This is a genomic window from Streptomyces sp. NPDC008086 (assembly GCF_042957325.1).
Taxonomy (GTDB): domain Bacteria; phylum Actinomycetota; class Actinomycetes; order Streptomycetales; family Streptomycetaceae; genus Streptomyces.
On record NZ_JBIBIA010000003.1, the window covers coordinates 431740 to 444979 of the forward strand.

General features: G+C 71.6%; 10 protein-coding genes. 5 read left to right on the forward strand and 5 right to left on the reverse strand.

The features are described from left to right. Positions 1-63: 63 nt before the first annotated feature. On the forward strand, positions 64-2832 hold the full coding sequence (locus ACFZBP_RS12205) for a hypothetical protein (RefSeq protein WP_391412309.1): 2769 nt from the start codon (positions 64-66) through the stop codon (positions 2830-2832). Between the two features lie 188 nt (positions 2833-3020). On the opposite strand, the gene ACFZBP_RS12210 is transcribed toward ACFZBP_RS12205, so the two are convergent. The 3 genes from ACFZBP_RS12210 to ACFZBP_RS12220 form a co-directional block, all read right to left on the reverse strand. Then, entirely contained in the window at positions 3021-4844 is a 1824-nt protein-coding gene (locus ACFZBP_RS12210; protein WP_391412312.1) for a protein kinase, read from the reverse strand. Positions 4845-5040: 196 nt separating this feature from the next. Then, complete coding sequence (locus ACFZBP_RS12215) at positions 5041-5451, reverse strand: PPOX class F420-dependent oxidoreductase (protein WP_391412314.1); 411 nt, start codon at positions 5449-5451, stop codon at positions 5041-5043. Positions 5452-5508: 57 nt separating this feature from the next. Further along, a complete protein-coding gene (locus ACFZBP_RS12220; RefSeq protein ID WP_383443081.1) occupies positions 5509-6687 on the reverse strand; it encodes a MalY/PatB family protein in 1179 nt (392 codons plus the stop codon). 177 nt (positions 6688-6864) lie between these two features. Here ACFZBP_RS12220 and ACFZBP_RS12225 point away from each other — a divergent pair, with 177 nt between their 5' ends. Then, positions 6865-8235, forward strand: a complete 1371-nt coding sequence (locus ACFZBP_RS12225; RefSeq protein ID WP_383443078.1) for a S1 family peptidase — start codon at positions 6865-6867, stop codon at positions 8233-8235. 116 nt (positions 8236-8351) lie between these two features. Here the strand turns inward: ACFZBP_RS12225 and ACFZBP_RS12230 are convergent, their stop codons facing one another. Then, positions 8352-8537 carry a hypothetical protein gene (locus ACFZBP_RS12230; RefSeq protein ID WP_391412317.1) on the reverse strand — a complete coding sequence of 62 codons (186 nt, stop codon included), beginning with the start codon at positions 8535-8537 and terminating at the stop codon, positions 8352-8354. A 100-nt stretch (positions 8538-8637) separates the two neighbouring features. After that, positions 8638-9798: an ROK family protein gene (locus tag ACFZBP_RS12235; RefSeq protein ID WP_391412319.1), complete on the reverse strand. Its 1161-nt coding sequence runs from the start codon at positions 9796-9798 to the stop codon at positions 8638-8640. A gap of 167 nt (positions 9799-9965) precedes the next feature. On the opposite strand from ACFZBP_RS12235, the gene ACFZBP_RS12240 reads away from it, so the two are divergent. From ACFZBP_RS12240 to ACFZBP_RS12250, 3 genes are read left to right on the forward strand one after another with little or no spacing between them, the layout of a single operon-like run. Continuing rightward, the gene (locus ACFZBP_RS12240; RefSeq protein WP_391412321.1) at positions 9966-10931 is read left to right on the forward strand and encodes an ABC transporter permease subunit; all 966 of its coding nucleotides are present in this window, start codon (positions 9966-9968) and stop codon (positions 10929-10931) included. 18 nt (positions 10932-10949) lie between these two features. Further along, positions 10950-11876 carry a carbohydrate ABC transporter permease gene (locus ACFZBP_RS12245; protein ID WP_383443064.1) on the forward strand — a complete coding sequence of 309 codons (927 nt, stop codon included), beginning with the start codon at positions 10950-10952 and terminating at the stop codon, positions 11874-11876. A gap of 10 nt (positions 11877-11886) precedes the next feature. Then, the gene (locus ACFZBP_RS12250) at positions 11887-13230 is read left to right on the forward strand and encodes an extracellular solute-binding protein (RefSeq protein ID WP_391412325.1); all 1344 of its coding nucleotides are present in this window, start codon (positions 11887-11889) and stop codon (positions 13228-13230) included. Positions 13231-13240 lie beyond the last annotated feature (10 nt).

The window sequence follows — 13240 nt, forward strand, 5'->3', positions numbered from 1 at the left end:
GCCGTCCGTCCTCCCCGGGTGAGGGGCCCGGGGCCGTCCCGGTGCCGACGGAAGGAGGGGCACGTGATCCGTGCCCGGCGAATATGGGTGACCGCCCTGGCGGTGCTCACGGTGGTGGGGGCGTCGCCAGGGTGGGCTCAGGCCCAACAGACGTCCGGTTTACGGCCGTCGGCGACAGCGGTCGACGACGGTGACGGTCTGCCGGCGGACTGGAGCATCACCGGCGAGGGGGCCGCACGGAAGCTGGTGTGGCGCTCCGACGAACGTGTGCCGATGGGGGACGCCCGGGTCGAGTTCTACGCCGGTGACCGGCTGCTCGGCCGTCCGGCGCCGGCGAAGGACGGGCGGACGTTCCGGCTCGGTCTCGACGGTGTCCCGCTGGACGCCCCGCAGGAGCTACAAGTGCGGGCGGCGGGGCGCCGGTTGGACGCGCCCGGGTCGGCGTCCGCTGGCGAGCGCCCGGCGGTGACCGTCCCGCGTCGGCTGCCGGCGAACCCGGTCGACCCGGGCAAACCGGGCGCGTACCGGACCGTCACGGGCGAGTACGGCCTCGACCCGGTGCGGCTGCCCGGATTCGCCGAGCCGGTCGAGATGAGGGCCGTGGTGGTGGCGCCCCAGGGTGCGCAGGGCCGCCGTCCGCTCGCGCTGTTCCTCCACGGACGGCACTCCACCTGCTACAGCCCGCAGGGCGAGACCGGCGGCGAGTGGCCCTGCGCCGCCGGCACCAAGCCCATACCGAGCCATCGGGGCTATCTGCGCGACCAGCGGCTCCTGGCCTCCCAGGGCTATGTGACCGTGTCGATCTCCGCCAACGGCGTCAACGGCCAGGACTGGAGCGCCGAGGACGGCGGCGCACAGGCCCGTTCCTCGCTCGTACGGCGGCATCTCGCCCGCTGGGCCGGCTGGTCCGCCGATCCGGGCACGGCACCGGCGGCGGTACGCAAGGCGCCCCGGGCCGATCTGTCCCGGGTGCTGCTGGTCGGGCACTCACGGGGCGGCGAGGGCGTGAACCGTGCGGCGATGGACAGCCTCTACCCGCCGCCCGCGGCGCAGGACGGGTACCGCGGCCCGGTGCGCTGGCACATTCGCGGCACCGTGCTCATCGGCCCGACGATCTTCGGCCAGAACCCGGTGCCGGACGTGCCGTCGACGACGATCCTGCCGGGCTGTGACGGCGACGTCTCCGACCTCCAGGGCGAGGTGTACGTCGACGGGACCCGGCAGGTCAGCCGTGGTGCCGCGCTGCACAGCGCCGTGTACATGGTGGGCGCCAACCACAACTACTTCAACACCGAGTGGACGCCGGGGCAGGCCGTGGCGCCCGCCGAGGACGACTTCTGGCACGACGAGGAGGAGCCCGACCCGGTCTGCTCCCCCGGCACCCGTACCCGGCTGACCGCGGACCAGCAGCACCGGGCCGGGGCGACCTACATCGCGGCGGCGGCGCGGCTGTTCGTCGCCAGGGACGACCGCGTCCGACCGCTGCTGGACGGCTCGGGCCGGCGCGCGCCCTCGGCCGATCCCGCGCGTGTCCTCACCCACGCGGTGGGGGCGCGGCGCGGCGCCGGTCTCCTGCCGGACGGCAAGGTCACCGTGAGCGGGGGCCGGCTGTGTTCGGCGGTGCATCCGTCGTCGGCCGCCGCCTGTCTGGCGTCCGAGACGGCCGGTACGTCACCGCACTTCGCGCGCTGGGAGACCGACCGCGAGCCCGGCCGCCGCGCGGTCGCGCTGCGCTGGTCCGCGGCGGGTTCTCCCGTACGGGTACGTCCTGAGCGGCCGCTGTCCCTGACCGGTGCCAAGGCGCTGGCGCTGCGGGTCATCGTGCCCCCGAACAGCACCGGGACGCGCCTGGACGTCTCGGTCACCGACACCGCCGGGCGCCGCCGGACGCTGGGCCGCGTCGAGGTCGACGGGCTGCCGGGGACGGACCGGACGGCGTCGTACTGGGCGCGCGAGGTACGGGTGCCGATCGGCGCCGACGACGCGGCCGCGGTCGGCCTGGGCCACATCGGGTCACTGGAGTTGACGCCGCGCACAAGGTCCGGGCGGGCCTGGCTGATGGACGCCTGGGCCTGGCGGCCGGGCACTCCCCAGGTGCGGGAGGCTCCGCTGGCCCGGGTCGACGTGGGCCGGCTGACCGTCAAGGAAGGGGATTCGGGCGAGCGGACGTACCGGGTGCCGGTCCAGGTGTCGGGCCGGGGCGGCGGCCAGGTACGGCTGTTCGTCACCGACCCGGCCACGGACAACGTCACGGACCGGCTGGTGACGGTGCGGCCCGGCGCTCAGGGCATCGACGTACCGGTGAAGGTCGAGGGCAACACCCGCTACGGCGACGACCTCACGCACGACGTCTTCGTGAAGGCGGTCCGTACGAGCGTGGTCGGCTCGCACCTCGGCGGGGTGACCGCGGAGAACGACGACCCGGCCCCCACGATCGGTGTGACCCCGGTCGCGAACCGGGTGACGGAGGGGGAGCCGCTGAAGTGGCGGGTGACCCTGTCCGCGGCGGCCGACGTCGAAGTGGGCGGCGTGCTCGCCGTGGTCCCGGTCACCGACGGCCGGGAGCTGTCCAGCAAGGACGTCGACCCGGCCTGGCTCCGGGACGCCTCCGGTGCCTCGCCGGATCCGGAGCGGCCGCTGTCCGAGGTGGAGGGGCTGTCGCTGTGGGTGTCCGTCCTTCCGGGCAGGACGAGCGCGGAGGTGACGGTGCCGACGCGCAAGGACGCGCTGGCGGAGCCGGCCGAGTCGGTGCGTCTGCGGTTGTCCGACGACTCCGGTGAGCCGGTGCCGGGCGCGCCGGTGGTGACGGGCACGGTGGTCGACGCGTCGTGAGACACGCCTCGCGGGCGGGTTCCGCGCTGCCGGAAGGGATGCCGGGAACCCGCCCGCGAGGGCACGTTGGCGTGCGCGCGAGGCTGGCGGACAGGGGCATCGCTGGTCTCCCCCGGTCGTTCCTGGTTGCCGCGGTCAGCAGGGTCCCGCATCCTGCGCGGGGCCCCGTTCCCACCACAAGCGTGCGGTCAGTAGGCCGGCTTCATTCCTCCCGCCGGCAGCTTCTTGCCGTCCTCGCGGGCCACGCTGCACATCACGTGGCGGAAGCCGGCGTCCCACTCCTCGTCCGTGGAGGACCAGCCCCACATCTCGTGCCCCTTGCCACGAGCCCAGTCGACGCCGTACTTCTCCTCGCAGAGCCCGCCCGTGTCGACGCTGTCGGAGGAGCCCTCGCCCGAGGCCCAGGTCCAGCCGGCGACCTGCTCGTCGTGCGGTTCGTCGCAGGACACCAGGGTCTCGGTGGACGAACCGTCCTCGTCGTCCTCGGAGTTGATGCAGTCGCCCGGGCCGAGCTGGGTGATGTAGACCTCGTCGCCGAACCTGCGGAAGTCGCCGATCGGGCCGCCGAGGGTGGCCTGCCTGAGGAAGAGCAGACAGGCGGAGGCGGGCGGCTCGCTCTGACCGGACTCGGGGGTGAGGACGTACAGCACCGGGTCGGGCATGGTGGCCCGCAGTGCGGCGGTGCGCCGGGTGCACTCGGCCCGTACGGCGTCCGCGTCGGTCGCCGGTGTGTGCCGGTCGGCGGCAACGGTCGCGATGACCTGCCCCTGGGGATCGTCGTCGCGGCAGTCGACGAGCTGCAGACGGGGACGCCCCTCGAAGTCCTCGCCCCTCCAGTCGGCGTCGACGCACTGGCCCGCGCCGAGCCCGTCGCGCAGGCCGACCTGTCTGCCGTACGGGTACGCGCCGCGGGTCACGGTCGGGGACGGCGGCGCGGCCGGGGTGGCCACGGGTTTCGCCCTGACCTGCGGGTTCCGCGTCCCGTCGTCCGCGCCGCCGAAGGTGAGGGCGCCCAGCCCGAAGCCGCCGCCCGCGACGAGTGCGCCGGCGAGCGTGAGCAGCACGGGCAGTCGGCGGACCGGGGCGGGGAGGACGCCGAGCGGGGTGCGGCGGGTGGCGGTGCGGCTGTCGGCCGGGGGCGGGGTGGCCGGGGCGGAGGACGGGGGGCGCGTGCTGTCGGCGGCGGCCTCGGCGAGCAGTTCGGCCGCTCGGTCCGCCTGCATGCGCTTGGCCGGATCCTTCGTCAGCAGTGCCATGATGGCGCGGGTGAGCGGGGCGGTGGCGCGTTCCGGTACGGAGGGTTCGGTGTTCAGGGCCGCCAGGAGGCTGGCGTCGAGCGTGTCCCGTTCGAAGGGAGCGGTGCCCTCGACGGCGAGGTAGAGGGTGACGCCGAGCGAGAACAGGTCGGAGGCGGCGGTCGCCTCGCCGCCGGACAGCCGCTCCGGTGCCACATAGCCCGGGGTGCCGACGACCAGGCCGCTCTGGGTGATCCGGGTCTCGCGGGGCCGCAGCGAGATGCCGTAGTCCGTGAGCAGGACCCTGCCGTCGGGGATGCCCGAATGGTCGGGTGCCAGCAGGATGTTGGAGGGCTTCACATCGCGGTGGACGATGCCGAGCCGGTGCCCGGCGCGCAGTCCTTCGAGGGCGGCCGCTCCGATGCGGGCCGTCTCCTCGCTCGACAGCGGCCCGCGTTCCTTGATCACCGCGTGCAGGTCGCGGGTGCCCGGCAGGTACTCCATGACGATCCACGGGCGGTCGTCGTCCTCCACGACGTCGTACACCGTGATCACGTTCGGGTGCTCGCGCAGCTGCGCCGCCTTCAGCGCCTCGTTGCGCCCCCGGTCGGCGGCGTCGCCGAGTCTGCCGTCCGGCTCGTCCGGTACGTCGATCTCCTTGACGGCGACCTGCGCCCGGAGCCTGTCGTCCTCGGCCAGCCAGACGCTGCCGCCGCCCCCGGAGCCCAGCCGCTGCCGCAGCAGGTAACGCCCGGCGATGATCCGCTCCCCAGCCACCAGCTCTCGCCCCTTCTGTCCGCGATGGGCGTCCGCGACGCCTGGGGCGCGCCGTGCGCGGGACGCCCCGCCGGCCATGCTCACCCGACCCGGTCGGGAACCCTCCCGAGGCGTGGGCGGTGGCGGCCTGTCCTGGTCGTCCGCAGGCACGGCACGCGTGGGGCGCCGCACCTCATCGGGGCGGCGGGGGTGAGGGTCAGTCGGCCGGCGTGAGGGTCACGCGGATGCCGACCGTGCCGTTCGCGCCGCGGCGCAGTCGGCTGCCGAGGAGGGTGAGGCGGCCGGTGAGGCCGTACTTGCGGGCGATGAGCCTGCGGTAGCGGGCGCTGGTCGGCTCGTCGCAGATCTCGGCGGTGGCGGGAAACTGGTCGCCGGTCGGCCTGCCCCGCAGGTCGCAGGGGCCGACGAGGACGTCGCCGCGGGCGCGGATGCGCTTGACCTTCCAGGAGTCGGCGACGGTCCACACGCCGAGCGCGTCTCCGTCGCGGACCACCCAGACCGGGGTGGGGACGCCGGTGCCGTTCTTGCGGTAGCTGGTGATGAGCAGGTACTTGCCCGCGCCGAGCGGCTCCAGCGGTTCCTGCGTCCGACGCGACGAATCGTCCATGGCGGGAAGTGTAGGCAGCGGGGGCGGGGACGCCGAGGGGCGCCCCCGCCGCGCGGCTCAGTCGAGGGCGGTCACCATCCGCCGTACGCCCTCCGTGATCAGTTCGGGCGAGGTCGCGAGGTTCAGCCGTACGTGCCCGGCTCCCCCGGTGCCGAACGGGAGCCCCGAGTTGAGCGCGATACGGCCGCGCCGCAGGAAGACGTCCGCCGGGTCGTCGCCGAGGCCGAGGGCGCGGCAGTCGAGCCACGCGAGGTAGGTGGCGTCGCCGGGGCGGTAGGTGATCGCGGGGAGGTGTTCGGCGAGGAGGTCGGCGAGGAGGCGCCGGTTGTCGTCGAGGCCCGCGAGCAGGGCGTCGAGCCAGGCTGTGCCGTCGCTCAGGGCGGCGCTGTGGGCGATGATGCCGAGGTGGCTGGGGCCGTGGCTGACCTCTTCGGGCAGCCGGGCCAGGTCGGCGGCGGAGGCGGGGCCCGCGATGGCCAGGGCCGCCTTGAGGCCGGCCAGGTTCCAGGCCTTCGACGCGGACATCAGCGACAGTCCGCTCTCGCCGCCCGGGACGGTCAGGTACGGCACGAAGTCGGCGCCGGCCGCGGTGAGCGGGGCGTGGATCTCGTCGGCGACGACCCGGACGCCGTGGCGGTCGGCGAGTGCGGCGACGGTGGCCAGTTCGTCGGCGGTGTGGAGGGTTCCGGTCGGGTTGTGGGGGCTGCACAGCAGGAAGGCGGCGCGCCTGCCGCCCGCGGTGGCGTGCCGGAAGGTCTCGTCCAGCGTGTCGAGGTCGATGCGCAGGTCCGCGCCGAGCGGGGCCTCGACCACTTGCCGGTCCATGTGCGCGACGAAATGGTAGAACGGCGGATAGACCGGTGAGTTCACCACGATCGGATCGCCCGGTCCGGTGACCAGTTTGAGCATTTCGACCACACCGAGCATCACATCGGGCACGATCGCCGTCCGCTCCACGGCGAGCCCGTCCCAGCCCCACCGCTTCGCGGCGAAGTCGGCGAGTGCCTCGGCGTATCCGGTGCCCGCCGGGTATCCGGTGTCGCCGAGCGCGAGGGCCTCGGTGAGCGCGTGGACGACGGGTTCGGCCAGCGGGACGTCCATCTCGGCCACCCACATCGGCAGCACGTCGTCGGGGTAGGTGCGCCATTTCATGCTCGTACGACATCGCAGGCGGTCGAGGGTGAGGGCGTGCAGAGGGTTCGGTTCACCGGACGTCGTGTGCGGGATCCTGGTCATGAGGCACAAGATAGGCGGCCGCGCGGTGGGCGGGAACCGCTGGTGAGGGCGCCGGGGCGGGAATGATCAGCGGTGCGGTGAACACGGGCGGGGCGGGCCACGTATGGAGAGAGGGTGCTCAACTACGGGAGGGCCCCGCGGCGTTGCCGCCGCGCTGTACTGGTTCGGGAGCCCTGCATGAGGCACGCACGACGACGTCTCGTCCGGCGAGTGACACGGCTGGCGGCCGTCGGCGGACTCCTCCTCGGAGGAACGATGGTCACCCGCGCGGTGGCGAGCGAACCCCCCGACGCCTCGTCCGTCCCTCGCACCTACGCCGCCTCGGCCGCCGGTACCGGCGGTGACCTGGTCGCCCGGCTGGGCGCTTCGCGTACGGCGGGCAGTTGGATCGGCGCCGACGGGAAGCCGGTGGTCGCGGTCACCGACGAGGAGGCGGCGGCCGAGGTGCGCAAGGCCGGTGCCGAGCCGAAGATGGTCGACCACAGCATGGACGAGCTGAAGTCGGCGACGTCGACGCTGCGTTCGGCGCCCCGGGTGGCCGGCACGGCATGGGTGATGGACTACCGGACCAACCAGGTCGTCGTACGGGGCGACAGCACGGTGTCGGCCGCCGACTGGTCGCGGATGACGCAGGTCGCGGACGGCATCGGCGGCTTCGTCCGCATGGAGCGCACCGAGGGCACGTTCACGACGCGGCTCAACGGCGCGCTGCCGCTGCTGTCGACCGTCGGGCGCTGTTCGGCCGGTTTCAACGTCACCGACGGGCAGCGTGACTTCATCCTCACGGCGGGGCACTGCGGGCCCGACGGTTCCGTGTGGTTCGCCGACAACCGGGGCACACAGCAGATCGGCCAGACACTCAAGCAGAACTTTCCGGGCGCCGACTACTCGCTGGTCCAGTACGCGAGCGGGGACGCCGGTGCCGGTGCGGACGTCGTGTCGATCGGTGAGGGCAAGGGCGTACGGATCACCGGTGCGGCCGATCCCGCGGTCGGGCAACGGGTGTTCCGCAGCGGCAGCACGAGCGGGCTGCGCGACGGCGAGGTGACGGCGCTCGACGCCACGGTCAACTACCCGGAGGGGACGGTCACGGGGCTCATCGAGACCAACGTGTGTGCCGAACCCGGTGACAGCGGCGGCCCGATGTTCTCCGAGGGCGTCGCCCTGGGGGTGACGTCGGGCGGCAGCGGGGACTGCGACGCGGGGGGTACGACGTTCTTCCAGCCGGTGACCAAGGCGCTCGCCGCGCTGGATGTGAAGCTGCTCGTGGCGGCGCAGAACGGTTCCGGTCAGGGTGCCTCGCCGGCGCCGTCCGCTTCGGCGCCACAGGGCGCGGTCTCGCCGGGTGACGCGTCGCCCGGTTCGTCGGCCCCGGTGACGGGCGCGGACGCCGCGACGCTGCTGTCCCGGCTGGCCGACCCGAAGAACGTCGGGCCTGGCCTGCTGGTCATCGCGGGCAGTCTGGTCGCGCTGGCGGCGACCCGGTTCATCCGTGCGGAACAGGACCGCAAGGCGTATCGGCGGTACTACTCGGCGACCTGGGGGTGACGGGGCCGGGTGCCGGGCCGGCCGAGACCGCGTGGAGCGACCGGCCCGAGTGCCGGGCCGGTCAACAAGAGGTGGATCGAGGAGGAGGATGCCCGGGGCTGCGCCGAGGCGAGTGTTCAGGCGGCCTTCACCGGCTGGGGGGCCGCGGCGGCCCACTCCAGGACAAGGCGCTGGTATTCCTCGCGCTGCTCGCCGCTCAGTGTCCCGCCCGACCGGCGCCACAGCGCCCGGATCTCCTCGTTGACCTCGTCAGCCGATCGCTCGGAGGCGAATTCAACAGTGGTGGACATGCTGTGAAGCATACGGCTCCGCAGGTGAAGGCGCTGTGAGTAAGGTCGCACAATACAGGCATAACGGACCGTGTTGCTGATCACTTCCATCTGTCAACGAAGATCGTGGAGTTCAGGCGTCCGTCGCCCCGAGCACCAGCACCTGGATCGCGAGAACGGCCGCCCCACGTGCCCAGTCGTGAAAGTCGGACACCTTGGTCTCCAGGTCGATCGGAGCGGCCAGCGGATGCCGCTGGGCGCGGATGGTCTCCGTCACGGTCTTCCCGGCGACGTCCATGAGGCCCACCCCTTCGCCGGCGAGAAGGATCTTCTGCGGCAGCACGAAGTTGCCGATCTGGGCGACCAGGGTGCCCAGCGCCCGGGCGGCCTCCTCGATGACGCGGGCGGACATCGGCTCGCCGGCCGCGGCGAGTTCGAGGATCTCCTCGTACGTCCGGTCGCGGCCGGTGCCCGCCTGGACCTGGTAGCGGATGTTGGGGATGGTCAGCAGGGAGACCGCGCTGCCGCGCGCCCCGTCCGGGGTGAGCGGGCCGTTGGGGTCGACGATCCAGTGGCGGCCGAAGCCGCGGTCCTCCTCGGCGTAGGGCACCCGCTTGCCGCCCAGAACCAGGCCGTAGCCGATGCCGGCGCCGATGGTGAGGACGACGAAGCGCTCCAGGCCGCGGCCGGCGCCGAACCAGGTCTCCGCCTCGACGAGGGCGGCGACGTCGTTCTCCACGACGACCGGCAACCCCGTGCGCTCCTCGACCAGTTCGGCGAGAGGTACGTCACGCCAGCCCATGAACGGTGACTCCCCGACCACGGACCGGTCCTCGACCAGTCCGCCCACGCCGATCCCGATGCCGGCGAGCCGGGGGTGGGCGGCGGCGAGCGCCTCGGCCATCTCTCCCAGCACCTCCACCACCGCGGCCGGCTCACGGCCGGTGAGCGGGCGGTCGTAGCGGGCGACGATCTCGCTCCTGAGGGTGGTGACGACGCCGTAGACCATGTCCTCGGTGACCTTGAAGCCGATGAAGGAACGGGATTCGGCGACGACGTCCAGCGGCTGGGAGGGGCGGCCCTGACGTGTCTCCGCCGGGGCCCCCGCTTCGGCGACCTCCACCAGGAGGCCCGACTCGATCAGCGGTTTGGTCAGCCGGGTGAGGCTGCCCGCGGACAGGTCGAGGCGCCGGGCGAGTTCGGTGCGGGACAGGGGACCACCGAGGAGCACCTCGATCGCCACCGAGCGTTCACCGGGGCTGAGCGGAAGCCAGCTGGCGGCTACTGGGGTCATGGTCGTCAGACTCCCACATGATTTTTTTCTTCATAAAAACAACACGGTCATTCTAGGGCCATCGAACCGGCTCGAAGAAGATGTTCCCGCACCTCTTGACGGCTCGATTCTTCCGCCACAAAAGTAAGTGCTCGAGGACGAGCCGCCGCAGACGAGGGAGTCTCCCGATGACCATCGCCTCCAGCAGCCCCCCGTCGCGTCTGCCGCTCGGCGGCGCGCAGGGGACAGGGACCAAGTCGAGGACACGGCGGGCCCGCTCCCGCGAGAACCAGGGGGACGGACGGCTCGCCGCGGTGTTCCTCGCTCCGGCGCTGCTGGGCTTCCTGGTCTTCCTGCTCTGGCCGACGCTGCGGGGCATCTACCTGAGCTTCACCCGGTTCAACCTGCTCACTCCGGCGCAGTGGGTGGGGTTCGACAACTACGTGCGCATGGTCAACGACCCGATCTTCTGGAACTCGTTGACGGTCACCGTCGAGTACGTCTTCATCAACATCGGCGTCCAGACGGTCGCGGCGCTCGCCATCGCCGTCCTGCTCCAGCGGCTGACCCAGTCGGCGCTGCTGCGGGGCATCGTGCTCACCCCGTACCTGATGTCGAACGTCGTGGCCGGCCTGGTCTGGCTGTGGATCCTCGACACCCAGCTCGGCATCGGCAACGAGATCATCAGCGCCGTCGGTGTGGACCGCATACCGTTCCTCGCCGACGAGACCTGGGCGGTCCCCACCATCGCCCTGATCAACGTCTGGCGGCACGTCGGCTACACCGCGCTCCTGCTCTTCGCCGGTCTGCAGGCGATCCCCAACGACATGTACGAGGCGGCGAAGGTGGACGGCGCGAGCGAGTGGCGCATGTTCTGGCGGATCACGATGCCGTTGCTGCGTCCGGTCCTGGCGGTCGTTCTGATCATGACGGTGATCGGTTCGTTCCAGGTGTTCGACACGGTCGCGGTGACGACCGCGGGCGGTCCGGCGAACGCGACGAACGTCCTCCAGTACTACATCTACGGCTCCGCCTTCGGCCGCTTCCAGTTCGGCTACGCGTCGGCGATGTCCGTCGCCCTGCTGGCCGTGCTCAGCGCGATCACCGTCCTGCAGTACCGGCTCACCCGGGCCGGCCGGACCGACCTCGGCTGACGGAAGGGAGACACCGAGATGGCTGCCGTGACAACGACCACGAACAGGACCGCCGTACGGCCCGTCAGGCGCAGGTTCTCCCCGGGCCGGGCCGCCGCCTGGACCGTGATGGGTCTGATCGTCCTCATCACCCTGCTGCCGTTCTACTGGATCCTGCGCACCGCGCTCTCCACCAACGCCGGTCTGAGCGCCGACCCCACCGATCCGCTGCCCGTCGATCTCACCGGCACGGGCTTCCAGCGGGCCCTGGGCCTGCAGTCGGCCGAGGAGGCGGTCGCGCAGGGCGGTGCGGGCGGCGGGCTCGACTTCTGGCGCTATCTGCTCAACTCGGTGATCGTCTCGACCCTGATCACCGGCTGCCAGATCTTCTTCTCCGCGATGGCCGCGTACGCCTTCTCCCGGCTGCGGTGGCGCGGGCGCGACAAGGTGTTCGGTCTGTTCCTGGCCGGGCTGATGGTGCCGACCATCTTCACGCTGCTGCCCAACTTCGTGCTCGTCAAGCAACTCCACCTGGTGGACACCCTGTTGGGCATCGCGCTGCCGAGCCTGTTCATGACCCCGTTCGCGGTGTTCTTCCTGCGGCAGTTCTTCATGAACATCCCCGGCGAGGTCGAGGAGGCCGCGCTGCTCGACGGCGCCGGGAAGGTGAAGATCTTCTTCCGGGTCGTGCTGCCGATGGCGTCCACGCCGATCATCACGCTGGGCGTGCTGACGTACATCACCTCCTGGAACGACTACTTCTGGCCGCTGATGGTCTCCTACAGCGACAGCTCGCGGGTGCTGACCGTGGCGCTGGCGGTCTTCCGGGCGCAGACCCCGGCGACCGGCGTCGACTGGTCGGGGCTCATGGCGGCGACGCTGATCGCCGCGCTGCCGATGCTGGTGCTGTTCGCCTGCTTCGCCCGCCGCATCGTCAGCTCCATCGGCTTCACCGGTATCAAGTGAGGGAACGCGCATGCGCATTCGAAAGCTGACCGCGCTCGCCGGAGCGCTGGCCCTGTCCCTGGTGGCCGGCTGTGCGAGCGGCGGCTCCGCGGGGTCGTCCGCGAACACGGTGACGTACTGGCTGTGGGACGCCAACCAGTTGCCCGCCTACCAGGCCTGCGCCAAGGGGTTCGAGAAGGAGAACCCCGGACTGAAGGTGAAGATCACCCAGTTGGGCTGGAGCGACTACTGGACCAAGCTCACCGCCGGCTTCATCGCGGGCACCCAGCCGGACGTGTTCACCGACCACATCCAGAACTTCGGCCAGTTCGCCGATCTGAAGGTCCTCGAACCCCTCGACGACCTCGGCATCGAGGACTCCGACTACCAGCCGGGCCTCGCCGCCAACTGGATCGGCCGGGACGGCCACCGCTACGGCGCTCCCAAGGACTGGGATACGGTCGCGCTCTTCTACAACGAGAAGATGGCCGAGGCCGCCGGACTGAGCGCCGAGCAGCTGAACAACCTGGACTGGAACCCGAAGGACGGCGGCACCTTCGAGAAGGCCGTCGCCCGTCTGACGATCGACCGGAACGGCAGGCGCGGCGACGAACCGGGCTTCGACAAGGACCACGTCAAGGTGTACGGCCTCGCCAGCAACGGCGGCGGCTTCGGGGACGGCCAGACCCAGTGGAGCAACTTCGCGGCCTCCGCCGGATGGAGCTATCTGGACAAGCCGCGCTGGGGCACCGAGTACCAGTACGGCAGCAAGACCTTCCAGTCGGTCATCCAGTGGTACTTCGGACTGGCGAAGAAGGGCTACATGCCCCCGCTGTCCGACTACAACATCCAGTCCAACCAGTCGAACACGCAGGTCGCCGCGGGGAAGGCCGCCGCCTCTTTCGACGGTGCCTGGATGATCTCCACCTACGCGGGCTTCAAGGGCATGGAGATGAAGACCGCGCTGACACCGGTCGGCCCGACCGGCAAGCGCGCCACCATGATGAACGGTCTCGCCGACTCGATCACCAAGGCCTCCAAGAACAAGGCGGGCGCCCGCAAGTGGGTGGCGTATCTGGCCTCGGACGAGTGCCAGACCGTCGTCGGCAGGTACGGCGTCGTCTTCCCCGCCACCCCGGCCGGGACCAGGGCCGCCGTCGCCGCCTACGACAAGAAGGGCATCGACGTGTCGGCCTTCACCGAACCCGTGGCCGACAAGAAACGCTTCCGGACCTTCTCCTATCCGATCGCCAGCTACTCGGCGGACATGACGGCGCTCATGGCGCCCGCGATGGAGGACATCTACGGCAATGGAAAGCCCGTGAGCAGTCTCGAGAAGACCAACGACCAGATCAACCTGATCCTCGGCCAGTGAAAGGCACACC